A 22,750-nucleotide genomic window follows, 5' to 3' on the forward strand; every position below is an offset into this window, starting at 1 on the left:
ATGAGAAGCCTTGTGAATTTATCCATGGGTGTAGCAGCGGCAGGCTTGGCAGCTATCGCATTGTCGAGCTGCGGTCCGCGCGGTAACAAACCCAATGTCGAAATCATCCAAGATATGATGGAGTCTCCGGCGATCAAAGCTCAGGAGTACGACGAAACATCTCCTCACCACAGTGGAATGAGAGTTCCGCCTGAACACACAGCGCCTGTTGGTTTTGAACCGTACAGATATGCGACTGATGTGGAAGGTGCCGCGAAGAATTTGAAAAATCCTTTGGCTGATAAAATGGACGAAGAGACTTTGCTTGTAGGTCAAAAATACTACGAGACAAACTGTGCGATCTGCCACGGCTTTAAAGGCGAGGGTGGAACTGAGTCGAAGTCTTCTGTGTCTGAGAAAATGGCTTTGAAACCACCTTCAATCCTGACCGACAAAGTAAAAGGATGGCCAGATGGTCACCTTTACCATGTGATCACGATGGGCCAAGGTGTGATGGGGCCTTATGCTTCTCACATTCCACAAAAATATCGTTGGCAAGTTGTTAACTACATTCGCTTCCTAGAGAAGCAATCTAAGTAGGTTTAAAATGGGCGAACACAATCACGTAAATCTACACGTATCTAAATTTGAAGCTCCGGCGAAGTTGAAAACAATCAGCTTCGCTTTGATTGCGATCGGTCTTTTGACTTTCGTAGTGGGTTTGATGAAAAGTCCAGAAAGACTTTGGACATCATACCTTGTAGCTTTCTTCTTCTTCTCTGCAATGGCAGTGAGCGGACTTTTCTGGATTGCTATCAATAACGTAGCAAAAACAGGATGGTCTGTAACAATCCGTCGTTACGCTGAAGCGACGACTTCTTTCATCCCAGCGATCTTGATCGGTGGTTTGTTGTTGCTAGTTGGTTTTAAGCATCTTTATCCTTGGGCAAATCCTGAGATCGTTGCTGAAAACCCAGTGATCGCAGCTAAAACAGGCTATTTGAATGCAGGCTTCTTCGTTGTGCGTTTGTTCATCTTCGCCATCGGTTGCATGATTTTCAGATGGGTGATGGTTGGAAACTCTTTGAAACAAGACCAAACGGGTGATGAGAACCTAACGAATAAAAACGTGTCTCCAGCAGTTGGATTCATCGTATTCTACGCGTTGGCATTCTCTTTCTTCAGCGTGGATTTGTTGATGTCTTTGTTGCCAACTTGGTACTCAACAATCTTCGGTATTTACACTTTTGCAGGTATGTTCCAAGCGGGCATGGCTTTCCTTGCGATCGTTATCGTGTTGATGAAACGCGCTGGCTTCGTAAAAGGTTATGTGACTGAAGAACACCAACACGACGTTGTGAAGTACCTTAAAGGTTTCTCCATCTTCTGGGCTTATATTGCGTTCTCTCAATTCATGTTGATTTGGTACGCTAACTTGCCAGAGGAAACAGAGTACTACATCATGAGAGCTCAAGGCGGCTGGATGAGCATTTCCATGCTTCTTTTGATCTTCCGTTTCGTGGTTCCATTCTTGGCATTGCTTCCTCGTGCAGCGAAAAGAAATGATGCGAACGTTTTGTTGATCTCTGCGATTGTATTGATCATGCAATACGTAGACATCTACTGGATGGTGTATCCAAATTTCTTCGAAGGTCAGGTTACTTTCGGATTCTGGGAAATCGGTGTATTTGCTGGTTTTGCGGGATTGTTCTTGCTGACTATCATGTCTTTCTGGAGCAAACACAGTTTGGTTCCTTTGAAAGATCCACGTATTCACGAAGCAATCAATCACCACGTTGCTTACTAAACTTCGAGGGTCCGGCTTGCTAGCAGTGGGGTGCCGCCGCTAGCAAAACGCTCAGACAGTCCTCGCGCAAGGGAGCCTTTTTCTGGCTCCCTTTTTCTTTTTTCGAGAAGTACGGACTTACTTTTGGTAGTGCGGTTGCGTTAGTAAATGTTAGGTTGGTTTTATGAAGATTGTTTTTAAAGAACTCACTTTGAGTGAACTGATTATTTTGCACGACTCCTACTTTGAGTCGAAAGAGCCTGATGCTCCTTTAAAACGATTTTCTGAAATGTCTCCGATTGAGCAGAAGCTGGCTCTTGAGGTTTATTCTCCTGAGTTTCATTTTGCGGCTTGGAGTGGGGATAAGCTTATTGGGTTTGTTGGGGTTTATCCTGATAAGGAGCCTATCAATGTAGGGATCTTTTATATTATTCATCCATCCTTTCGCGGGCAGGGATATTTTGCTTCTTTGCTGGAAGCTTTGATCGCTCACTGCCGAAATAAATATTCTCACTACAAATATATTCGGGCTCTTACTCGCAAAGGGAATCTAGCTTCGGTTCGTGGACTTTCTAAAGCTTCTTTTGCTTACAATGGTGAATGCGTTGAAGAGCTTCCTCAGCTTGTTTCTTATTCTGAATATCTGCTTTCTCTCTAAGAACTTTTTTCTGGTTTAGATCTGACCACGATCACAGGAATGGGTGACGATAAAATCACTTTTCTTGCTGAGCTTCCTAGGAAGGCTTTCATCAATTGGTCAGAGTGTGTGCCCATGATGATTAAGTCGAAACCTTCTTTTATTTTTCTTTGCAGGGTTTTATCTAAGGTTTCTTCTTTTGCGGTGGCTTCGGACTTTATTTTTAAGCCTTCTTTTTGCCAGCGGCGATTTCGTTTTTCTAGATTTCGTTGGGTGTCTTTGATCAGATCCGTGAACATCTTTTCCATATCAAATGGAATATAGCCTGATCCGTACAAGCTCTGACGTGTCCTTCTTATTTGGTCTCCGACGGAGTGGAGCATCGTTACTTCGCAAGAAAGTTCTTTAGCTAGTTTTTGAGCGAAGGATTCTGCTTCGGTGCTGCTTTCAGAGAGGTCTGACAGTAAGAGAATTTTAAAGTCCTGATCTATCTTAAACTCTCTTTGTTTTTCTTGAGCCGTCGGACCTAAAACTAAAACGGGCACGTCCGTATTTCTTAAAACTTCTTCGGCGACGCTGCCTAAGAACATTTTTTCTAGGCCTTTCTTTCCGTGGGTGCCCATGACCACCATTGAAATTCCTTCCGAAGCATTGATGCACGTAAGAATTTCTTCGGCGGGATTTCCCGAGGTGATTTTCACCCGGCCTTTTACGTAGGCTTTCATGAATTGCTTCATGATCGACGTTTCAATGTCGGCATAAGTTTCTAAAAGAGCATCGACTTGTTTTCTTTTAAAAAAACCGGGTTTTAGATTTTTGACATACAGAAGTTCGATGTCCCAATGAAGATTTTGTGCAAACTCAACAGCGATATCGCGAATCATTCGAGAGCGCAGTCTTCCTGGGGCGCTTCGTTCGGCCAAGTCATCCGGAACTAAGATGGAATTTGTCGCCATGGTTCACTCCCTGTTCTTGTTTATTATAGCAATCTCCCGAATAGGCTCTAGGTAAAGATCCTTGTATTTTGACTTCCACAAAACCCAGCAGTTGAGGTTCTTCTCTTTCGTCCCGAGCATGAAGAGGGGAGGGTTTATGCGTCTTCTTATTTCCAGTTTCTTTATTCTTCTTTTGCTTATTTCACTCGACAGTTTGGCGGCGCCTTCAGCGAAAATTAAAAAACTTGTCGACGGATACTACATTCAAAAAACCGTGTGGAGTAAGCTTCTTGGGACGGCTCCGCGACCCCGTCCTTTGCCAGATCCACCGGATAGCAATAATCCACCTCTTCCAGAAAGACCACCGGTTCGTCCTCCGAATTGTCCTCCAACGCATTTTCCTACGGATTGTATAGAGGCCGTTTGTCAGCAGATGAGCCGTTTTGAATGCGATGATCGCGACGATATGATTGAAGTGACCCAAGCTTGCCGCAACGTCGATGGCAGCTGTGTGCGCACAGTGTGCAGTCACGTCAGTCGTTTTGCCTGTGATGAAAAGGTCGAGATTTTTGAAGTCACCGATATGTGTCGGGGACTCATCGATTCCTCATGCATTGATTACGTTTGTTCACGCATTTCGAAATTTGAATGTGATGAAATCAGCGAGATCAGGGAAATTGCTGAACAATGCCGTTAAATCGAAGTGCCTGGAAAGGTCCAGGCACTTTCGCCAAACTACTTCGACATTTGATCTTTCGTGTCTTTCATCGTGTCGACAGCAGAATCTTTGCCCTCTTCAGCACGATGCTTAGCTTTTCTTGCCGCACACTCGACGTCACCTTCCATGCACACGACTTCTTGAGTTCTGTGCATACCTTTTTTAGCCATGCGCTTGGTTTTTCTTCCGAGCCTTTTAGTTTCATCTTTGGTTTTCTCACCCATTTCTTTGGCTTTGTCGGAAGTGGTCTGCATACCTCTATCAACCTTTTCGCCCACCGTCTCTTCCGCGTGAGAGAAAGAGGCAAACGCCAGCAAAGTCACAAGAGTCATGAAAAAATGTTTCATATTTTTTCCTTTCGTTATGGCTTCTATTTTGTGCGGCGACGCCGCTATTTGTAGGTTGATAGTCTTGTGTATTTTAGCTCTGGTAAATCAGTAATTTAGCAATGTTGTTTAAAGCTTTCTTTACGCCTGTCCACGCTCTTGACGATGAGACGCTCTATAAGCGAGCCCACCTTGGGCTTCCGATTTGCAATGGAAGTGTCTCATGCAGATAGCCCCCATAAGGAATCTCGTTTATCTCAGTTCGAGTCATTCTTTGCCGCCGTATCTTCAATCGCTGAAGGACGTGCGTTGGCATTTTTGTCAGAACGCGGAAGAGTTAAAGCGATACCTTATGTCTCAACAAGGAGAGACCTTCGTGATTATTCGAGTGGAAACCATGACCCAACGTTTGATTCAGGCCTTTATTAGCTGGGGTAAGACAAACATGAAGTTGTCTTTTATCATTATCGCGCAAACTATTGAAAAAGCAGCACAACAGGTGGCTTTCGCCAACAATCAGCTGCTCTTCATTTTTGAATCCGAGGGTCTTCGTATCACCGATATCGTGACTCGTCGCCTCATGGGGCTTCCCGTAAAAAGCCGCAAACAAGAGCGCATGGCCGTGCAGTCTCAAGTGATGCTCAAAAAGTCCGTCTTAGCTGAAGAGTCTCCCACTGGTCGAGGGGTCCAGTTCATCCGGGAAGGCCAGATGCAGGATTTCTCCAAGGGCGGGGCGCAGATCTCCCTCACTCAGGGAACTGTGCGTTTGAAGGACTTTATCAGCCTCATGTACCGCAATCGCCATGGTCAATGGGTGTCGGTGGAGTCCCAGGTTCGCTGGGTCGTGTCGGCCGCAAACGGAGACCAGATTATAGGTGTGCAATTTCTTGCTGTGAGTGCTTGACCCCAAGCGGCTACGGGACTACTACTTATGTGATGCAAATGCATAATTCTTCATCACATTTTCTAACTATTTCTTACTCCGGCACAACCGGAGTGCACGCAAGCTAATGTCACAAATTACAATCGTTCTGCCGGATAATTCTACCAAGGTGTTTGACCATGAACCCACGGCGCTTGAAGTAGCGCAGTCTATTGGCCCTCGTTTGGCTAAAGAGACATTGGGCGTTCACATCAACGGATCTTCAGAGATTTCTGATTTCCGCACTCCACTTAAAGATCAAACCAAGATCGCACTTGTCACCACCAAAAGCCCTGAATCCGTAGAAGTGATCCGTCACTCTTGCGCGCATATCATGGCTCAAGCCGTTCAAGAAATTTGGCCGGAAGTGAAAGTCACAATCGGTCCTGTGATTGAAAATGGTTTCTACTACGACTTCGATTCTCCGTTTGCTTTTACTGAAGAGCATTTCGAGAAAATCGAAAAGAAGATGGCCGAGATCGTTGCGAAAGATTTGCCTATTCACAGAGAAAACTGGCCGATCGCAAAAGCCATTGAAACGTTCAAAAAAATGAACGAGCGCTTTAAAGTTGAATTGATTGAGGACCTCGCTGCTAAAGGTGAAACCGTTGTAGGTATTTACTTTAACGGAGAAGGTTGGTTTGACCTTTGCCGCGGACCACACATCCAAAGCACAGGCCAAATCAAAGCGTTCAAACTTCTTTCGGTAGCGGGAGCTTACTGGAGAGGGGACGAAAAGAACGCGCAACTTCAACGTGTTTACGCGACAGCTTTCAATGATAAAAAAGATCTCGATCTTTATTTGCACAATATCGAAGAAGCAAAGAAACGCGATCACCGTAAGCTTGGCAAAGAGTTGGGACTTTTCCACTTTAATGAATTGGCTCCGGGATCTCCTTTCTTTACAGGAAAGGGTGCGACTGTTTACACAGAACTTCAAACGTTCTTGCGTGAATTGTATTTCGAAACGGGTTACCAGGAAGTGATCACGCCGCAAATCTTCGACGTGAACTTGTTCCATACTTCGGGTCACTATCAGAACTACAAAGAAAACATGTTCTTCACGAAAGTGGACGAGCGTGATTTTGCTTCAAAACCGATGAACTGTCCTTCTCACTGTTTGTTATACAACTCTGAGAAATACTCTTACCGTGATTTGCCAATCAAAATGGCGGACTTCGGCCGTTTGCACCGCTATGAAAAATCCGGAGCGATGCACGGTTTGACTCGTGTTCGTACGTTCTGTCAGGACGACGCACACATTTTCTGCCGCATGGATCAGCTTCAAGAGGAAATCGCGAAGTTCATGAACTTGCTCAACCGCGTTTACGACAAACTAGGTATGAGCAATTACAAGATTTATCTTTCAACTCGTCCAGACAACCGCATGGGCAGTGAAGAGTACTGGGACATGGCTGAAGGTGCTTTGGCCGAGGCCTTAAACTCTTTGAATTTGCCATTCACTTTGAACCCGGGTGATGGTGCGTTCTATGGTCCAAAACTGGATATCATGTTCGTGGACGCTTTGAACCGTCCTTGGCAGTTGGGGACTCTGCAAGTAGATCCAAACTTGCCGCAAGCTTTTGATTTGAAATACACAGGCGAAGACAACAAGGAGCACCGTCCGATCATGCTTCACCGCGCGATCTTGGGTTCTTTAGAGCGCTTTATCGGTGTTTACATTGAGCACACGGCAGGGCATTTGCCGCCATGGTTGTGTCCAACTCAAGTCGCGATCTTGAACGTTACGGACCGCGTGAACACATTCTGTGAAGATTTGATGAAACTTCTCAAGGAGAACAAAGTTCGTGTTGAATTTGATCGCCGTAATGAGAAGCTAAACTATAAGATCCGCGAGGCTCAGCTTCAAAAGGTTCCTTACATGATTATCGTAGGGGATAAAGAGGCCGAGACGAAAACAGTTTCTTTGCGCTTAAGAGATGGTTCTGAGCACAAAGGTTTGACTGTGGATCAATTAATGAAAACGATTTTAGACGATATTAAAACAAGACAATTGCAGTCTTCACTTGCGAAGTCTGCAACGACTAACTAGAACCCTGGAGGTTTCCCATTAGCAAGTTCGAAGGTAATTTTAGAGGTGGTGGCGGACGTTTCGACCGTGATCGCAAAAAAGACTCTAAAGACTCATTAAGAGTAAACCGTGAAATTCGTGCACAACAAATCCGTGTTATCGATGATGAAGGTAACATGCTTGGAGTCATGTCTGTTCCTGAGGCGTTACGTATTGCAGAAGATAGAGGCCTCGATCTTCTTGAGATTGCTCCAACAGCAACTCCACCTACTTGCAAAATCATGGATTACGGCAAGTGGAAGTACGAAAATAAAAAGAAAGCTACAGCAGCTCGTAAAAAACAAACTGTTGTAACAATCAAAGAAATCCAAATGCGTCCTCGTACGGACCAGCATGACTTTGAAACAAAGATGAATCACGCCCGTCGTTTCCTTTTGGAAGGCGACAAAGTGAAAGTTTCATTGCGTTTCATGGGTCGTGAAATGGCCCATCAAGAGTTGGGTATGGAAGTGATGCAAAAAGCGATCGCTTTCGTCAACGATTTGGCCATGGTTGAAGCGCAACCAAAAATGGAAGGTAAGAACATGTTCTTGATGCTCGGACCTGATCCACTCAAGATCAAAGAATACCAAAAGCTTCATCCAAACAAATCAAAACAAGACACAAAAGAACTAGCCGAACTAGAAGAAGTCACAGAAGAAGACGAAGACTAAAGGTGCCTGTTTCTTTTTTGGGTCTACACCGCAGCAAAGGGAGTCGAAAGGCTCCCTTTCTTTTTAGGTGCCTTCTGCCGCACCCTCCGCAGGAGGGCCCACGGCAGTTATTCTGGCTACACCGCAAAAAAGTGCCAGGGGATTTTTTACGTCTACATTGCAGTAAAAATAGCGTTGGTCTTTTCGATTAAGAATGATTTGATTAGGGCCTACAGTCGGAGGCAGACCATGACCAAGAAACTGATTGCTTGTTGTATTCTCATTTTCTCACTTCTTCCTTTCAATACAGCTTTCGCTCAAGACGTGAGTGATAACGGAATCTCAAAAACTGAGTTGGCCGACTCTCTCAAGAAAAACACGAACCTAAGCCAAGAACAAATCGACGGTCTTATCTCAGTTTTGCAAAAACAATTCGACGTAAAGCCGGACGAAAGAATTCCCATCGAAGGTTATCTCTATTCTAGCGGCATGAACGGCGCATTGTTCGTCGATCATGATATTTGGAATTTCGACGCCACAATGAAAGTGCCGGGGAGTCAGGAACTCGTCACAATTCATGATCTTTACTCATGCGACTTTCATAATGGTGGCCTGAAGTTCGAAATCGCCTACAAATGGATGTTCACCTTCATCCCAAGAGGAGTCACAGTCGATCAACTTGATGGCGCCGTCTACGGTCGCGGTATCGGCATCGTTGCCGACGCGTTGCTAGGACTCGAAGGATCCTGGATGCCAGCCAAAAATCGCAATCACGACCTCTTTCACGCGGCAATCAAAGTAGGAATCGGCGGAGGCTTCGTCTTCCCAAAAATGGAATTCAAACTCCGCCCCATCAAATAGGTGCCTGAGTTATGAAAGCCGTAGTTCAAAGAGTTCAAAATGCTTCTGTCACTGTTGATGGAAAAATGATTTCTTCCATCGATAAAGGATTTTTAACTTTATTTGGAGTTGCAAAAGGCGACACGGAAGAACAACTCCAAAAACTGATTTTAAAAATCATCGCTCTTAGAATTTTTCCTGATGAAAACGGCAAGATGAACTTATCACTGAAAGACATCGGAGGCTCGCATTTGATCGTCTCGCAATTCACACTTTTAGGAGACGCCTCCAAAGGAAATCGCCCGAGTTTCATTGGTGCCGAGGCCCCAGACATCGCCAACAAACTCTACGAAAAAGCTTTGGAGTTAAGCAAAGCTCAAGGCATTCCCACATTCGGCGGCCAATTCGGTGCCGACATGAAAGTAAATCTTCTCAACGACGGCCCAGTAACTTTGATCATCGAAGTCTAAAGATTCGTAATATCAGCAAATGTATTTTCCAATAAAGACAAGTTTTTATTTTCGTTCTCAACGAGAGTCCAAGCATCCATCATCACTCCAGTCATTAGGGATTCCTTAGGTTGGGATTTTTCCTCATAGCTGGCGAGCTTCAGAAAAGCACCTTGTGCTTTAAGGCGTTCTTCGATGTATGCCAGATAAGTGGCTCTAGAGACTCTCACGGAGTTAATTGAAAAGCCTTTTTTGGTACTATCACCATCTTTTGCTCCTGAATAAAGACTGTCAGAGATATCGCGAGTAAAAAACTTTGCACCCGTAGCAATGAAATTCTCGTAATAAGCTTTCGCCAAAACTCCATGACCAAGGGTTGGAAGCTCTTTGTAGCGAGGTTTAACCTTCTGTTTGCTGGTCACGCGAATCAGTTCTTGTTTTTCAAGCCCAATAAGATACTTATCCGTTGAGCGTTGTGTAAGTTTATACTTCTCAGCAATTTCGGCTGGAGTCATGTTGTACAAAAGAATTAAGTAAGAAAGAAATGATTTATTCTTCGCGAGGAAGATTTGCTGTTCCTCAGTGAATTCTTCTTTTTTATCAGAGTCGGACTTCGTTAAAACTTCAATATCACTCAACGTAACATCTAAAATCTCACAAAACTCTAACAGACGTGAAAGACTAAGTTCCTCGGGTCCTAAAATTCGTTTCACCGTAGGCACAGAGCAATCGAGTTCTTCTGCAACTTCTTCGTAAGTCATTTTTTTCTTACGAAGAAGAGATTTTAAAACATCCTTAATTTGTTGCGATTTAAAATCGGTCATGGTGTCACCTTTAGTCTGCTGAATAGTCGTGACGTTGAATGATGATGACAGTTCCGCCACCAAAACTATTTAAAGAGTGAGAAGACGAGCTGACAGTCAAAATCGGGCTCTTAAACAAAATTTGCAAACCATGCTTCGTCAAAGTGATGAGTGTTGTCATGATACTTCCTTTGTTGAACGGTTGCTGAATTGCGACCGTTCATAAAGCTTAAATTGCCCGACCTGATTGAAGTCTTCAATGGTCAAAACAAAAGTATCAAATAATGATCTTTTTATCAATATTTTGGCTAATTTTATGGAAATAGTATCTTTTTATGACCTCTCGAGAACCAGCTTTAATAAACCAACGGATGACGGCTAATTACTTCCACTTGCGCTGGCGTTAAATAAAAATTCCCCTGACCCGTAGACGGAAACATCATGTTCTTAATATCGCACGCACTATTTAAAGGATCACGCACGCCCATCGGTACGCCAAATACGGGGACTTCGCAGACATGGAAAAGCCCCAAATAGTGAGCGATCTCGTGCGCCACCGTTAACGCATAATCAGGCATCGACAGACGCGAATCAATTGTCACGTAATCAAGAGAGTTGGGACTCTTGCGTTCCTTCTCCGAAAGAATCGTCTTCATCCGAACCATTATGCCCGTCGTGTAAGGCGACATGTAGCCACCAGGGAGTTGATCCGCATAAGCAATTATCGCACCGCCAACCCAATTAAAAGTCGTCTTCGCAAAATAAACATTCACAGCGTCGCCTTTGGAATATTTCAGCATATGCTGCAACCCTTGGCCCTTACTATCAAAGACGACATCGGCTGTGTCGTCTAGTGAAAGAACTTGGATGTTGATTCCAGCGAACTTATAAATATCTTCAAGCACTTTCATAAAAAGCTTAAAATCTTTATTCTTAGGGGCAGACTTCGCATCCCAAATTGATTTTCCCGCGAAATGCAAACGAAGTGGGATCGTCGGTTTTTGTGCGCCACCAGACGCATTCTTTTTAAAAACAATCTGCACAAGACCTTTTAAGTTTCGACATTCAGAATTCTCTGACCGACAAGAAAATTTCATTTTCCATGTGCCCGGAATAATTTTGGTCGTAGTATTGTTGCCAATCAAAGCTGTCGTAATGCCAGTAAAAGAAGGAGCCACCGGATTTTCCCACTCCATATAGGGAATGTGGGCCTCTTTGTTAATATAATCAAAGTGACGAGCCGACTTCCCAAGAACAAAGTGACTGTTTGGATCCGACATGAACTCAAAGTGAATTCCTGCATAATCAGAGTTCGACGAAAATTGAACAAGAAAGCTTTTGGTATTTGCAGGGACTTGAAATGCCAACTCATCACTCAAACCTGCAGCATTAAAACCCACATCTTTAATATTTAGAATCTGCAGATCCGCTCGAGCAGGGGCTTTTTCCAAAGCCCAAACCAAAGGAGTACTAAGAGAGCACAAGGTCGACACCAGAAGAGGAAGCAACGCCATTTTTCTCATAACAAGACTCCTTCAAGAACTGCTATCTAAGTCTTAAACACTGTGACCCTCATGGTGTCTTCACAGTGTTCGACGGAACACGGCGACGCCATTATCGACAGCCTATAAACATAGGAAGAGTTAATGCAAAACGAGTGCGCGAAGTCCTCGTTCCGCCTAATTTTCTGAACATCAAAAAACAAAACCCACGACTCGGAAAAGTCGTGGGTTTTTAAAGAATCAAAATTTAAAGAGGCCTACTATTGCTGCTGCTTCAAAGTCAAAGGAGCCAAGTCTACCGAGAAACGAGCACCTTCAACATATTCATAGTCGATATCGCCAGAAAGCTCGATGGAGTTGTTTTCAGGATTGTACAACCATCCACCTTTGGCTTTTTGTGGAATCACTTGTTTGCCATAACGAACACGAACCATCAATTGACCGTTCTTATCCGTGCGAGGACGTTGACTCAAGAAGATCTCTTTCGCCAAAGTCTTCACAGTGATATCAGAACCGATCTTCGCAAGATCATCACCGAACTTAGGACTTACGATGCTCATGATATGTTTCGCACGAATTTGATCCGGAGTTCCTTCGTTTTGGTTGGCTGCCACAATAAATTTCTCAAGGCGGTCAGGACCAAAACCAGTACACTTGCCGTTGTTCTTTGGATTTTTTTGCGAAGTCATATCAAAGCACTCAGGGTGATACTTAGGATGAATTCTCAAATCCCAATCTTTATAGTCGTCAGAATCTTGAGGACGAACAAGCACACCATAGACTGAAACTTTCTCAGCGCGACCGCCTTTAAAGTCGATCAGCTTCTGAGCCATCTCTTCAGGATTGATACTCTTAGAAGAGTCATCGGCATCCGTCAAAAGCACGACAACCAATTGAGCGTCTTGACGGAAGAAACCTTCATTCGTAGCACCACGGCCGGTTTTTTCGATAGCGGCAGCAAGGGGAGAAAACAATTCTTCAAACTCAGGTCCACCTTGAGCATAAGGAGTTACACCAATATTCAAAGTCGAAGCGATCAACTTGCTATTGTTATCCGACTTCGCAACGAAACGACGGTTCGACGCCGATTGACCTTGAGAGTTTTTAATAAAACGAAGATCACCAATTTGATACTGGTCTTTCTTCATTTGGATATAACGATCTGAACTATCCCAAACAGAAATCACACCCACGTGGTAATCGATCATTCTGTTTTTAAGAACACCCGCCGTAAATTTATCGATATTACGCACAAGGTTTTCTTGAGCGGACTTCATACTGTCCGAGTTGTCAGTCACAAACAAAATATCTACTTGAGGATTGAAGTCGAGCTGGCTTTGGCCGCCGTCTTCAGTGATCCACTCAGCGGGTTTAATAATCGGTTTTTCATATTGAGGAATTTGCACTTCCGGCTGAACCAAAGGTCTTTCAACTTTCAAAGTTGCAGACTCAGGGCTGCATGCCGCAACGAGCATCAAAGCTGACATATAAATGCAGATGACAACGAGGCTTCTCACATCTTCCTCCTGATCCCTTTAGCGCACGTTTTCGCCGCTACTTCGAACTTATCAAGTTCGTCGATCCAAGGTCTGCCGTCATCCATAAAGACCAATTTATCATCCGTAACTTCTTGAAATTTACCTTTTTTGTAAAGCTCTTCAGCCATGTTCATATCAGTGTGAACACGTTGAATCGCTTCGACTTCAACAAGATTCAATTTTTGAATGATCTTGAAGTTTTCATTTGTTTCTTCTTGAGCCAACTCTTGAACACGGTCTTTCAATGCACGGAAAGCTTCTTGATTGATCTTATCCAAAGAAGCTTTCACGCGAGGGTAGTCTGATCCCACCAATTCCATCGCACGTTGCGAAGCCTTGAAGCGAAGAGCTTGTTTTTGGAACTCCACATCTTTGTAGATCATCAAAGGGAGACGTTGAACAGAGTCACCCATATCGTCCAAAGTTAAAGGGAACTCATCCACTTTACGAAGAACCTGCGCCAAAGAATCGTTCCATCCAGCTTTCGCAAGATTTTGAACTTCCATGATACGAGCTTTTTGTTTGTCTTTAAAAATCTGGTGAGTTTCAAAAACGCCTTTGTAATCACAGATCTTCAACTGAGTTAATGATTGCAATAAGAATGCTTCCGAATTTGAAACTTCCGCAAACTGAGGCGCCAGCAAAGTCTTAGTTTGCGCCAAAGCTTTTTCGTAGTTTTCCTGACGGAAGTAAGCCCAGCCTTTTTCTTCCACCGCTGACAACCAATAAGTATTGCCGCGAGGAATTTCGTTATAAGTACTGATAGCTTCGTCAAATTGACCTTTTGCAAACTGGCTGCGAGCTTTTTTCAATGAAGCTTTGTTGTCGCAGTCACTGCAAGAACCAAGAGCTTTCTTTTCTAAAGAAGACGTATTGAAAGAGGAAGCTCCCTTGCTTTCCAAAGACTTCACCCAAGACTTGGCCCAGTCAGATGCTGACGTGCGATCCGCCGCCATAGCTTGCGAGTGCAAACCACAGACAACAATCGCAATAGTGCTAAGAGCGAATACCAGCTTCATCATAAAATCCATCCAAGACCAAGAGAACCCATTACGATATCAAGTTTACGAGCGCCTGTTGCAATTTGGTCTTCGTAACGTTGATAACGAACTTCCGCGCGAGCAGAAACGTGTTTAGAAATCCAAGCACCTAGACCCAAACCACCTGTCATCACAGATGTGCTGCCGCTAGAAAGAGTGATATTTCCGCCACCAGCCAAAAGGTAAAGGTCAAACTGAGTCACACCCATATCCAAGAAGCTTGTTTTACCGTAGATAGGATACCAGTTCACGACCGCGATAGTAGAGTTCAACGGATAGTCGATGTCTACAGGAAGAGCACGACCACCAGCTGCTTCAGCGGCTTTAGCGTCGTCATAGATACGTTGACCTTCGCTAGTCAGGCTGTTACCGAAGTCGTAGTAACGAACACCCACGGACCAGCGAGGAGTGATGTGGTAGTCCACTTGAGCACCCAAGCTTTGCGTTTTAACGTAAGCATCACCACCAAAAACACTGCCGTAAGAAAGACCGAACTCAAGAGTGTTATTGCGATCCACGATACGCTCTTGAACGATACGAGAACGGCTTGTTGATTTGATCTTTTGCGCCATCTCCATCAATTCTTGATTGCCACCAAGTGAGTCAATATCTTCCGAAGCATTGATTTGTTTTGCAGCAGATTTACTTTTTGAAGACGCAGCCTGAGCCGTTGTCGTCATCAAAGAGCATGCAAGCAATGCGATTGCGATGATGTTCATAGTTTTCATTTTGCAGCCTCCGCTGGGCAGAGCTTCTTGTCTTCTTGAGAAGCAAGAACCTTCAATTTATACGCAGTTACGTCAGAATTTCTGCCGTTCACCACGCTTTGAGCATTCATAGAGATTTCCCCACCCAAGTTCGCAGCAGTTGCATCACAAGGAACGGACCAAGTAAGGACACATTCTTGTTTTGCAGCCGTTGCTGCTGAAGCTTTACATTCTACTTTTGGAGAACCTGGCAAACTTGAAGTCGCAGGTTCTACCTTTACAACAGCGTCTTTATCCGCTGAAGAAACAATGAAATTCAAAGTCACGTTTTGACCCGGAGACACTTGCAAACCTTGTTGACCAAGACCCGACAAATCAAAACGGGGAGCTGCAATTGGTTTTGTGTAACGAACTTTAACCTGAGTCAAAGATTCCGGTGTCGAAAGACCGTAAGGGCTGTACACCTTAAAGCTCAAACGAACGCGAGTGCCATCAGCGTTAGAAAGGATCGAACCATCTTTAGCCAATTGAGGTTGAACAGAGATATTTTTCGTATCAAAGATCAAAGTGAATTTCCATTTAGAGTCACCGAGATACTCAGCTTCTTTTTTATTCAAATCAGCGACAACGTAACGAGCACCATCAAGTTCCAGGAAGCTGTTACCTGCTGTGTAGCTTACGCCATCATAACTCACAACAAGGCGAGGTTTTTGCGGAGCTTTATTATCAGTCCCAGGAACTTTCACTGTTACAGTGAAAGGAACCAAAGAACCTTCATTCACTTCGGAAGCAAGACCTGCAACAGTCAAAGCCGAAGGAGCTTCCTGGTTGCGGAACAAGAAGATATTAAATTCTTTTTCACGAACAAGGCCTTTTAGTTTGTCAGCGTCAACTTGGCTGCTTGAAGAAGTCACTTCCGCAGAAACTTTCGCTGTATAACTCTTCATAGCTGCATTGGCTGGAACCGTGTAAAGGGCTGGAGTCCAAGTCAAAATATAAAGATCTTTTTCTTGAGTTGATTTTTCAAGTTTCGCACCCTCAGGAAGACCTGAAGCTGTCAATTTGATCTCGATCCCTGGAACAAGCACGCGAGCGCGGATTTTAAACTGCGCTTGTTGACCTTCGTTGAAAGTCATTTGTGCATCAGGAGTGATGACGATGAATTTTTCGTCGATCGTAGACTCTTCTTTAACAACCACAACAGGTTTTTCAACGATCACTGTGTTTGTGATCTCACGAGGTTTGTCGGGACCTTGCTGAACTTGAACTTTGGCATTCTTACGCATTTCTGCAAGACCCGAAGCTGGATCTTTTTTATACTCGCCGCAACCAACCGCTGCGAGAGTCAAAGCTACTAACGGGAGAAGAGTTTTGGTGTTTTTCATTTTCACATCTCCTCTTATCGAGCACTCACGCGAGTGAGTTCGAAAGGATAAAGTACGTCAACGTTCACTTGCCCAACTGGACGCGGGAATTGCCATGTTTTCATTCTTTGTAGCATGCAGTTTTCAACCATGCGTGAGCCCAAAGAAGACTCTGCTACTTTTGCCACTGTGATTCGGCCTGAAGCACCAATCACAAAACTTACAGCCACGCGGCCACCGATTGTTGGTTGAGCCTGAAGACCTTTTTCATAGCAGTATGTGATTTGACCTTTGTTACGGTTGATCACAGCGATAATTTGGTCTTGATCCAAACCACCTTCAACAGTCACTTCTTCATCAAGAGGTAAACTTGTTGCGGCAGTTCCACCAACCATAGAGATCTTGCCGTAACCAGCGCGACCGCCACCAGAACCTTTAGTTCCGTAACCACCGGCACCTTGTGCACGCGCACCTTCGCCAGCGGAACCCGCGATCAAACCGTTACCAGGCATATAACCTTTCGCACCGCCACGGCCCGCATTACCGATACCGCCGCCACCAGCGCCAGTTCCTGCAGCTCGGATATTTTTCAAAGACTGCATATCCAAACCTTCAGCACCTTTGTGGCCTGTTTTAAGACCACCTAAGGCTGCCAAGGCACCAACACGGCGAACATCAGTAGCTTTTGCCGTATTAACTTTATAAGCCTTCGTCAAAAGCTTCTTAGCAACAGGTCTGTAGACTTTGTTCGTTTGTTTAATCTTAGTTTTAGAAACTTTCACAGTCGGACGAGCTTCTGGCTTTTGTTTTACCACGGGCTCTTCCTGTGGAAGCATGATCGTCACAAGAGGTGGCTCTTGAGTTTTGCTGAAGTAATTCAAGTAAACCCATGAACCCAAGATCAAGAAGAATACAGCGATCATGTGACCAGCTGCAGTTTTCTGCAACATTGTCTTAAGCTGTTCGTTGTCGTCTTCTTGAGCCAAAGAATGTGTCGGGCTGTTTTGAACACCCGAAGCAGGGTAAAGGCGAACGCGACCCAAACCTTGAAGTTCAAGACCGTTTTCAGAAAGTTGAGACAATTGGATTTCTTTAAGCAAAGTGTAGTTAACTTTGTTCTCATCAAGATCATTAAGATGAGCAAAGGCTTCAACACGGCGGCTGTCTTTCAAGTAAACCAAATTCAAAGAATCTGATTCAACCGCGAAAGTGCGAACCTTTTGGCCTAACTGATTTTCGAGTATTAGAAGTTTCGCTGCGCTCATAATCTTTGCCTTTAGTTACGTTCTGTTTCTTTTTCTTGGCGGTCCTCAAACTGAGTTCTGCCTTTCAAAAGATCTTCTAAAAGTTTGTCGTTCTCTACCGTTGCTGCCGTGCCCATGGAGCTTTGGTATTTACCTCTGAGCGAGGACCCGTTGAATTTAAACGAAGTTCCAAGCTGTCTTTTTGTCGCCGTTGGTTTTGCATTTTTCTCTGCAGGTTTTCCGGCGGCAAAAGTCATATGGGACAACAGCAAAATGAGGGCCAAAGAAATCACTGATTTCATAAGCTTTTTCCTCTCTGTAGATGGCTTAAACGAGCTTCCAAGTAAGCGGGCATCAAAGGATGGCCAATTTTCGTCTCGATCTGTTTCAATTTTTCAATGTTGCGGGGATTCATAGGGTCTTCTGCCACTGTATTGCGAGCGGCGATAAGGTCGCGTGACGAAAAAGGTCTCTCGTCCAAAGCGTTTTCCAACGCTGTTTTCATCGCACCTTTTCCTGGCACTTGATTTAGCAACGTCAATTCACGCGCAAGCAAATTACGAAGCTCAGGGCGTGCTGTTTGGTAGTCTTTAATTGTTTGAGCCAAAGCCGAGGATCTATTCCAAATTTCCTGCTGCTTTTGCTGAGCCACTCTCGCTTTATACAAGAATGGTTTTGATTGAGCTTTAAGCAATGAAATATACTGATTTTGTTCTTTCGGAGTTAAACCCTGAGGCATTGGCAAACCAGCCAAATCACGAACCATACGTTCGTTCTCAGAGGAAACCAAATTCAACGCCATCATTTGAGCTGTCACGTCTTTCAACGTCAAACTTTCAGCCAAAACCTTATCAGCCTTCTTAAGAAGACTTACTCGTTCCGCAATAGTTTTTTGCAACAAACGATCTTTGCTAGAATTCAACTGGTGAGAAGCAATCAAAGATTTCTCTTTTTGAACCTTTTCATAGAAATCTTGTTTCTTCACGAAAAGGGGAGCGGATTGGCGACGAAGTTCTTTCATCTCCAGAACAGACTTTAACGCCGAAGCATTGCCAGTTTGAGCATAAACCAACAAAGTCGTTTCATTTAAGAGAGCTGGTCTTTGTTTCAACTCAGGAGCTTGCGCTTTTAATTCTCTTACCGGATTTTCAGAAGTTAAGACCAGGCGAGAACGAACGATCAAAGATCTTTCGCCGCGAAGGCCTGCATCCAAAGCTTTACGGTAATGTTTAGAAGCATTAAGACCTGCAAGATCCGCTAATGTTCCAAGACGGAATTCTTTTTCCTTTTCAGAAATCTTTGGATTCTCCAAACGCAAAGCTGTCGCATAGGCGTTTTTAAAGTCCAAACGTTTTTCGTAGAAACCAGTCAATTGCTCCAAAGTGTTTTCACGTTGTTCTTTCGTTAAGCCCGGGATCGCCATCAAAGACGCCAAAGATTCAACGTAGATTTTTTCTTCACCCAATTTTTGTGCAAGAACGCTTTGGTTATTATAGAACAAGATCTTTTCCTGATTGCTTGCTGTTTGAATCTTACGGGCATCAAGACTGTTCAAAGCTTTTTTTAGATCCGATTTTGTCGAACGAGGATCATTGGCAACACGCGCCACTCTGTTCATCAAAGATTTACGGGCGATAGATTCAAATTCAGCACGGGCCTGAGGGAAAATCTCAGAGTAATCCCAAGCCAATTCTTCCAATGCCGTTTCATTTTTTGTTTGAACCAAAGAGTCCAAAGAAAGGTCCGCGGCTTTCTTGCGAAGATCCGCCTTACCAGATTTATCCTTAGCCAAATCCTCGAAATCTTCGGCGGCTTGAGCAAACTGTTTTTGTTGGTAGCTCAAGTAAGCCAATTGATATCTAACTTCGAAAGACTTTTCGCTCTTAGAAGCATATTTCAAGTAGTGAACATAAGCTTCTTTTTGCAACGCCGGATTTTTAGATTTTTCTGCCGCAGAAACTTCATTCAACAAAGCTTCTTCGCGCTCTTTAGAAGAGAACTGACGGCTTTCGCTGATAGTGCGATACAAAGAAACCGCAACAGGGTAATTGTTAAGCTCCATCGCCACAGCGGCCCCACGTTGAGTCATCTCCATGTCTTGTGGGAATGTTCTATTGTACGTGAGATAGGCATCCATCAAATCCTGGTCCGGATTTAATTTTTTAGAACGGTGAAGTTCCGTTACATAACGTTTCATGGATTTTTGCAACTCTTCGCACTTCTCACCAGAGCAACCGGATTTTTGAAGAGCCATAGCCGCTTTAGAAAACTCTGCTACCGATTCTTTAGTTTGACCGCGGTCATAGTTGATTTGTGCTAACTGAATAGAAGCTTCGACACGCTCTTCTTTAGAAAGAGCAGCGTCCGCCAAGTAGCGGCTCATGATTTCTTGAGCGGCTTTCTTTTGACCGATACGGTCTGTTTCTTTGGCAAAGTAAAGCATCAAGTCTTTGCGCTTTTCAACCGGAGTTAAAGTTTCAAATGTATTGATTTCGCGAGCTGTAACTTCTTGCTTTGTATAGAAAGAAGCAAGGTCACGTAAAACATCTGTATGGAAAGGAGCATCGTATTTGCTGCCTTCTTCCGTTTCGCGAGTGATTTGAGAAGGATCTTTTAAAAGACCTTCCAAGGTTGCGATAGCGGATTTCAAGTTGTCCGTGTTGAAATCACACCAAGCCACATTGTAAACCGTCAAATAACGATTTTGCAGATTTTTATCTTTCAAAGCGATTTTATAGTTTTCACGTGCCTCTGCAAAACGACCTTTTTGGAATAAAAGATCTCCCAGGCCTACGTGCGAACGAGTGACGATCTCAGCAGAGATGTTTTTCTTTTTCGCATCTTTGATGATGCTTTCATAAAGAGAAATAGCCTTATCCACTTGGCCGGCCATTTCATACAAGTGCGCCAATTGGAAAAGGATCGGTCCGTGTTCGTTAACTTTTACTTCTTGAAGAATGGATTCGTAAATTTTGATAGCTTTTTGACGGTCATCTTTAGAACCCTTGCAACCGTCGCAGTTAGCTTCCACTTCAAGCATAAAGCGCGTGCGCGCTCTTTCAGATAGAAGATCGGCCAAACGCTGCTGGCTTGACAACCAGGCACCGTCTGACTTTTCCATTGCGGAAAGAACTCTTTCCATCTTTTTGATAACGAGATCCTGAGTCTCTGCATTCATTTTATCAGCAAAGGCTTGAGGAGAACTCAAGATTCCCGTAACAAAAGCGCCTAGAATAAGGATGTCGTTAAGTGTTTTCATCGTGCAGGTACCACCGCAAATTTCATTTTCTCAAAGCCAGACAAAGAGCTCGCTTTAAGAAGAGGATCCAAGTCCTCGTATTTCATCTCTTGATCAGCTTGAACCAAAAGTTCCATGGCTTTTTCTTGAGATTTGTTTTTTAACTCCGCCAATTTTTCGCCAAGAGCTTTCACCGGAATGACTTCGTCGTTCAAACGGTAAATGCCTTTTTGAATTGTCAAAATCGGAGTTTCTTTTTCAATGCCGACACTGTGTTCAGCCATTGGTAAAGACATCTTTGATGGAATTTTAGATTCCATACCGCTGTTTTGCGTTCCGATCAGAAGATAGATCACGATGATCGAAAAAGCGTCGATCAAAGAAGTCAAAGGCAGCGCCAAAGCCAAGTTCGCCGCCGCAGACTTTTTCTTCTTCATTCCAGGTTTCAAGCTTTGCAAGTCACCTAGAGGAGATCTTTTTTTACCAACGTTTGCAAAGGACGATGTTTTCATAAGTCCTACCCAAGAGGGGACAAGCCCACTCCGTCAAATTGAAACTGTTTAAGTTTGTCCATGATGCGAATCACATCGCCGTAGGAAGCGGTTGCTTCTGGACGTACGATGCCGGTTTTAAGATCCGGAAACTTTTCGCGAAGAGCTTGAAGTTTTTGTTCAAGCGCGGCCCAGTTCACACCTTTGCCTGCGGCTTGAATATTATCTTCATGGGTTTTGGCACCAGGAAGATCGCGCAAAGACAGTTGAACAGCTCCTTGTGTGTTTACCGTGATATACAAGGAAGGAGGATTTTTAGCTCCAGCCACAGAGTTATCACCGATCGCTTGGCGCGTGTCGATTGTGCCGATTTGAATCCATACTGCTGTTAACAGAAGGAAGCAGATCAGAACCGACAAGATATCCAAGATCGGTAGAATATTAAGTTCAAAATTCAAATCTTTGTCGCCATCACCGGCGCCGCCCATCATGCCCATGATTATCTCCCAAGTTGAGCCGGAACTTCTTTTTTCGCAGTAACAGGCTCGTAGTGGTAGCCCAATTGGATGAACAAATTCAAAGCACCTTTATTAAGGTCGTCCGTCAAACGAGACGCTCTGTTTTGCAAAACCGCATACATGATCAAAGCAGGAACTGCCACGATCAAACCGTAAGCTGTCGTATTCATTGCAAGTGAAATACCTTGAGAAAGGATCGTCGCTTTTTCAGCAGGGTTCGCATTAGAAATACCTGCGAAAGAGTGGATCAAACCTGTGATTGTACCTAATAGACCCAACAATGTTGCTACGTTCGCAAACATCGCCAGGAAACCGATGCGCTTTTCAACGCGAGAGTTTTCTTCAAGAAGAACTTCATCCATTTTAAGTTGGATTTCTTCTTTACCACCCATATCCATTGCAGCTTGAATACCTGCAGAAGCAACAACTCCCAATGGCTCTTTTGTGCCCATTTGTAGAGAGCGGCGCAAAGCTTTATCCAAGTTTCCAGCACGAATATCTTCGGCAAGAACTTTAGAAAGCTCTTTTTGGTTGGTTTTACGAGAACCGAAAAGGGCAAACGCTCTTTCCGCAATAATAGCGATTGAAACAACTTGAGCTGCCAAAATCGCCCACATCCAAATAGCATCGCCAGAAGTAAATCCGCGACCAAGTGATAATAGGAATTCCATATAATAATCCTCCAACGGTAAATCCTGCGGTCTTAGGAGCAAGGGGGGTGCCAGAATAGGGGAGCTGTTGGCCCGGCGAACTTTTCAGAAGTAAAAAGTGACAAAAAGGGGCCCTCGGAACACGGCGAAGCCTTTGTTTCGAATAGAGACGCGAAGTTTTTCTAAGAACTTTCAATACTCTATCCATGATATGGAAATTTAAAAGACGGGGAAAACCTCAAGATGACCATTTTGATATAAATGATTCAGATAGGTGCCGCAAATTGGCGTCTTTCACCTTAAAACCTCTTTTCTTTAAGGATGTGATTTTGCTACAAT

24 protein-coding genes are annotated in these 22,750 nt (G+C 44.1%); 9 read left to right on the top strand and 15 right to left on the bottom strand.

Annotated elements, in window-relative coordinates; all coding sequences use genetic code 11:
• The 3 genes from AAAA78_RS07380 to AAAA78_RS07390 all read left to right on the top strand — a co-directional run bounded on the left by AAAA78_RS07380 (position 1) and on the right by AAAA78_RS07390 (position 2,423).
• Positions 1-579, top strand: a complete 579-nt coding sequence (locus AAAA78_RS07380; RefSeq protein WP_340591135.1) for a c-type cytochrome — start codon at positions 1-3, stop codon at positions 577-579.
• A gap of 7 nt (positions 580-586) precedes the next feature.
• Complete coding sequence (locus AAAA78_RS07385) at positions 587-1,786, top strand: molybdopterin oxidoreductase (RefSeq protein WP_340591136.1); 1,200 nt, start codon at positions 587-589, stop codon at positions 1,784-1,786.
• A gap of 163 nt (positions 1,787-1,949) precedes the next feature.
• Positions 1,950-2,423, top strand: coding sequence for a GNAT family N-acetyltransferase (locus tag AAAA78_RS07390; RefSeq protein ID WP_340591137.1), 474 nt, complete (start codon positions 1,950-1,952; stop codon positions 2,421-2,423).
• Here the strand turns inward: AAAA78_RS07390 and AAAA78_RS07395 are convergent.
• Positions 2,420-3,358 (bottom strand): universal stress protein, encoded by a 939-nt coding sequence (locus AAAA78_RS07395; RefSeq protein WP_340591138.1) that lies wholly within the window; start codon positions 3,356-3,358, stop codon positions 2,420-2,422. The genes AAAA78_RS07390 and AAAA78_RS07395 overlap by 4 nt on opposite strands.
• 136 nt (positions 3,359-3,494) lie before the next feature.
• Between AAAA78_RS07395 and AAAA78_RS07400 the strand changes: the two genes are divergently transcribed.
• The gene (locus tag AAAA78_RS07400; protein WP_340591139.1) at positions 3,495-4,034 is read left to right on the top strand and encodes a hypothetical protein; all 540 of its coding nucleotides are present in this window, start codon (positions 3,495-3,497) and stop codon (positions 4,032-4,034) included.
• Between the two features lie 38 nt (positions 4,035-4,072).
• Here the strand turns inward: AAAA78_RS07400 and AAAA78_RS07405 are convergent, their stop codons facing one another.
• A complete protein-coding gene (locus AAAA78_RS07405; protein WP_340591140.1) occupies positions 4,073-4,402 on the bottom strand; it encodes a hypothetical protein in 330 nt (109 codons plus the stop codon).
• A 355-nt stretch (positions 4,403-4,757) separates the two neighbouring features.
• Between AAAA78_RS07405 and AAAA78_RS07410 the strand changes: the two genes are divergently transcribed.
• From AAAA78_RS07410 to dtd, 5 genes are all read left to right on the top strand, one after another.
• Entirely contained in the window at positions 4,758-5,285 is a 528-nt protein-coding gene (locus AAAA78_RS07410) for a PilZ domain-containing protein (RefSeq protein ID WP_340591141.1), read from the top strand.
• Positions 5,286-5,391: 106 nt separating this feature from the next.
• On the top strand, positions 5,392-7,356 hold the full coding sequence (thrS, locus tag AAAA78_RS07415) for a threonine--tRNA ligase (RefSeq protein WP_340591142.1): 1,965 nt from the start codon (positions 5,392-5,394) through the stop codon (positions 7,354-7,356).
• A gap of 17 nt (positions 7,357-7,373) precedes the next feature.
• Positions 7,374-8,048: a translation initiation factor IF-3 gene (gene infC / locus AAAA78_RS07420; RefSeq protein WP_340593632.1), complete on the top strand. Its 675-nt coding sequence runs from the start codon at positions 7,374-7,376 to the stop codon at positions 8,046-8,048.
• 228 nt (positions 8,049-8,276) lie between these two features.
• Positions 8,277-8,888, top strand: coding sequence for a hypothetical protein (locus AAAA78_RS07425; protein WP_340591143.1), 612 nt, complete (start codon positions 8,277-8,279; stop codon positions 8,886-8,888).
• Between the two features lie 11 nt (positions 8,889-8,899).
• Positions 8,900-9,337, top strand: a complete 438-nt coding sequence (gene dtd / locus AAAA78_RS07430) for a D-aminoacyl-tRNA deacylase (RefSeq protein ID WP_340591144.1) — start codon at positions 8,900-8,902, stop codon at positions 9,335-9,337.
• On the opposite strand, the gene AAAA78_RS07435 is transcribed toward dtd, so the two are convergent.
• The 13 genes from AAAA78_RS07435 to AAAA78_RS07495 all read right to left on the bottom strand — a co-directional run bounded on the left by AAAA78_RS07435 (position 9,334) and on the right by AAAA78_RS07495 (position 22,432).
• A complete protein-coding gene (locus AAAA78_RS07435) occupies positions 9,334-10,140 on the bottom strand; it encodes a helix-turn-helix domain-containing protein (protein ID WP_340591145.1) in 807 nt (268 codons plus the stop codon). The two genes, dtd and AAAA78_RS07435, sit on opposite strands and share 4 nt — an antisense overlap.
• 10 nt (positions 10,141-10,150) lie before the next feature.
• The gene (locus AAAA78_RS07440) at positions 10,151-10,300 is read right to left on the bottom strand and encodes a hypothetical protein (RefSeq protein WP_340591146.1); all 150 of its coding nucleotides are present in this window, start codon (positions 10,298-10,300) and stop codon (positions 10,151-10,153) included.
• Positions 10,301-10,475: 175 nt separating this feature from the next.
• Positions 10,476-11,642: a hypothetical protein gene (locus AAAA78_RS07445; RefSeq protein WP_340591147.1), complete on the bottom strand. Its 1,167-nt coding sequence runs from the start codon at positions 11,640-11,642 to the stop codon at positions 10,476-10,478.
• 239 nt (positions 11,643-11,881) lie between these two features.
• The gene (locus AAAA78_RS07450; protein ID WP_340591148.1) at positions 11,882-13,138 is read right to left on the bottom strand and encodes a hypothetical protein; all 1,257 of its coding nucleotides are present in this window, start codon (positions 13,136-13,138) and stop codon (positions 11,882-11,884) included.
• Positions 13,135-14,181 (bottom strand): hypothetical protein, encoded by a 1,047-nt coding sequence (locus AAAA78_RS07455; protein WP_340591149.1) that lies wholly within the window; start codon positions 14,179-14,181, stop codon positions 13,135-13,137. The genes AAAA78_RS07450 and AAAA78_RS07455 overlap by 4 nt, the downstream gene beginning before the upstream one ends.
• On the bottom strand, positions 14,178-14,927 hold the full coding sequence (locus AAAA78_RS07460; RefSeq protein ID WP_340591150.1) for an outer membrane beta-barrel domain-containing protein: 750 nt from the start codon (positions 14,925-14,927) through the stop codon (positions 14,178-14,180). Before AAAA78_RS07460 ends, AAAA78_RS07455 begins: the two co-directional genes overlap by 4 nt.
• The gene (locus tag AAAA78_RS07465; protein ID WP_340591151.1) at positions 14,924-16,291 is read right to left on the bottom strand and encodes a hypothetical protein; all 1,368 of its coding nucleotides are present in this window, start codon (positions 16,289-16,291) and stop codon (positions 14,924-14,926) included. Before AAAA78_RS07465 ends, AAAA78_RS07460 begins: the two co-directional genes overlap by 4 nt.
• A gap of 14 nt (positions 16,292-16,305) precedes the next feature.
• Positions 16,306-17,535 (bottom strand): AgmX/PglI C-terminal domain-containing protein, encoded by a 1,230-nt coding sequence (locus tag AAAA78_RS07470; RefSeq protein WP_340591152.1) that lies wholly within the window; start codon positions 17,533-17,535, stop codon positions 16,306-16,308.
• A gap of 11 nt (positions 17,536-17,546) precedes the next feature.
• Positions 17,547-17,816, bottom strand: coding sequence for a hypothetical protein (locus AAAA78_RS07475; RefSeq protein WP_340591153.1), 270 nt, complete (start codon positions 17,814-17,816; stop codon positions 17,547-17,549).
• Positions 17,813-20,773: a tetratricopeptide repeat protein gene (locus AAAA78_RS07480; RefSeq protein WP_340591154.1), complete on the bottom strand. Its 2,961-nt coding sequence runs from the start codon at positions 20,771-20,773 to the stop codon at positions 17,813-17,815. The genes AAAA78_RS07475 and AAAA78_RS07480 overlap by 4 nt, the downstream gene beginning before the upstream one ends.
• Positions 20,770-21,264, bottom strand: coding sequence for an ExbD/TolR family protein (locus AAAA78_RS07485; protein WP_340591155.1), 495 nt, complete (start codon positions 21,262-21,264; stop codon positions 20,770-20,772). Before AAAA78_RS07485 ends, AAAA78_RS07480 begins: the two co-directional genes overlap by 4 nt.
• Positions 21,265-21,269: 5 nt before the next feature.
• On the bottom strand, positions 21,270-21,740 hold the full coding sequence (locus tag AAAA78_RS07490) for an ExbD/TolR family protein (protein ID WP_340591156.1): 471 nt from the start codon (positions 21,738-21,740) through the stop codon (positions 21,270-21,272).
• Between the two features lie 2 nt (positions 21,741-21,742).
• A complete protein-coding gene (locus tag AAAA78_RS07495; RefSeq protein ID WP_340591157.1) occupies positions 21,743-22,432 on the bottom strand; it encodes a MotA/TolQ/ExbB proton channel family protein in 690 nt (229 codons plus the stop codon).
• Positions 22,433-22,750 lie beyond the last annotated feature (318 nt).

This window comes from Bdellovibrio sp. BCCA (assembly GCF_037996825.1).
Taxonomy (GTDB): Bacteria; Bdellovibrionota; Bdellovibrionia; order Bdellovibrionales; family Bdellovibrionaceae; genus Bdellovibrio.

What these genes read in the sequence shown, in the direction of transcription:
- AAAA78_RS07380 (WP_340591135.1), top strand. Translation starts at nt 1, where the DNA reads ATGAGAAGCCTTGTGAATTTATCCATGGGTGTAGCAGCGGCAGGCTTG.
- AAAA78_RS07385 (WP_340591136.1), top strand. Translation starts at nt 587, where the DNA reads ATGGGCGAACACAATCACGTAAATCTACACGTATCTAAATTTGAAGCT.
- AAAA78_RS07390 (WP_340591137.1), top strand. Translation starts at nt 1,950, where the DNA reads ATGAAGATTGTTTTTAAAGAACTCACTTTGAGTGAACTGATTATTTTG.
- AAAA78_RS07395 (WP_340591138.1), bottom strand. Translation starts at nt 3,358, where the DNA reads ATGGCGACAAATTCCATCTTAGTTCCGGATGACTTGGCCGAACGAAGC.
- AAAA78_RS07400 (WP_340591139.1), top strand. Translation starts at nt 3,495, where the DNA reads ATGCGTCTTCTTATTTCCAGTTTCTTTATTCTTCTTTTGCTTATTTCA.
- AAAA78_RS07405 (WP_340591140.1), bottom strand. Translation starts at nt 4,402, where the DNA reads ATGAAACATTTTTTCATGACTCTTGTGACTTTGCTGGCGTTTGCCTCT.
- thrS (WP_340591142.1), top strand. Translation starts at nt 5,392, where the DNA reads ATGTCACAAATTACAATCGTTCTGCCGGATAATTCTACCAAGGTGTTT.
- AAAA78_RS07425 (WP_340591143.1), top strand. Translation starts at nt 8,277, where the DNA reads ATGACCAAGAAACTGATTGCTTGTTGTATTCTCATTTTCTCACTTCTT.
- dtd (WP_340591144.1), top strand. Translation starts at nt 8,900, where the DNA reads ATGAAAGCCGTAGTTCAAAGAGTTCAAAATGCTTCTGTCACTGTTGAT.
- AAAA78_RS07435 (WP_340591145.1), bottom strand. Translation starts at nt 10,140, where the DNA reads ATGACCGATTTTAAATCGCAACAAATTAAGGATGTTTTAAAATCTCTT.
- AAAA78_RS07440 (WP_340591146.1), bottom strand. Translation starts at nt 10,300, where the DNA reads ATGACAACACTCATCACTTTGACGAAGCATGGTTTGCAAATTTTGTTT.
- AAAA78_RS07445 (WP_340591147.1), bottom strand. Translation starts at nt 11,642, where the DNA reads ATGAGAAAAATGGCGTTGCTTCCTCTTCTGGTGTCGACCTTGTGCTCT.
- AAAA78_RS07455 (WP_340591149.1), bottom strand. Translation starts at nt 14,181, where the DNA reads ATGATGAAGCTGGTATTCGCTCTTAGCACTATTGCGATTGTTGTCTGT.
- AAAA78_RS07460 (WP_340591150.1), bottom strand. Translation starts at nt 14,927, where the DNA reads ATGAAAACTATGAACATCATCGCAATCGCATTGCTTGCATGCTCTTTG.
- AAAA78_RS07465 (WP_340591151.1), bottom strand. Translation starts at nt 16,291, where the DNA reads ATGAAAAACACCAAAACTCTTCTCCCGTTAGTAGCTTTGACTCTCGCA.
- AAAA78_RS07470 (WP_340591152.1), bottom strand. Translation starts at nt 17,535, where the DNA reads ATGAGCGCAGCGAAACTTCTAATACTCGAAAATCAGTTAGGCCAAAAG.
- AAAA78_RS07475 (WP_340591153.1), bottom strand. Translation starts at nt 17,816, where the DNA reads ATGAAATCAGTGATTTCTTTGGCCCTCATTTTGCTGTTGTCCCATATG.
- AAAA78_RS07480 (WP_340591154.1), bottom strand. Translation starts at nt 20,773, where the DNA reads ATGAAAACACTTAACGACATCCTTATTCTAGGCGCTTTTGTTACGGGA.
- AAAA78_RS07485 (WP_340591155.1), bottom strand. Translation starts at nt 21,264, where the DNA reads ATGAAAACATCGTCCTTTGCAAACGTTGGTAAAAAAAGATCTCCTCTA.
- AAAA78_RS07490 (WP_340591156.1), bottom strand. Translation starts at nt 21,740, where the DNA reads ATGGGCATGATGGGCGGCGCCGGTGATGGCGACAAAGATTTGAATTTT.
- AAAA78_RS07495 (WP_340591157.1), bottom strand. Translation starts at nt 22,432, where the DNA reads ATGGAATTCCTATTATCACTTGGTCGCGGATTTACTTCTGGCGATGCT.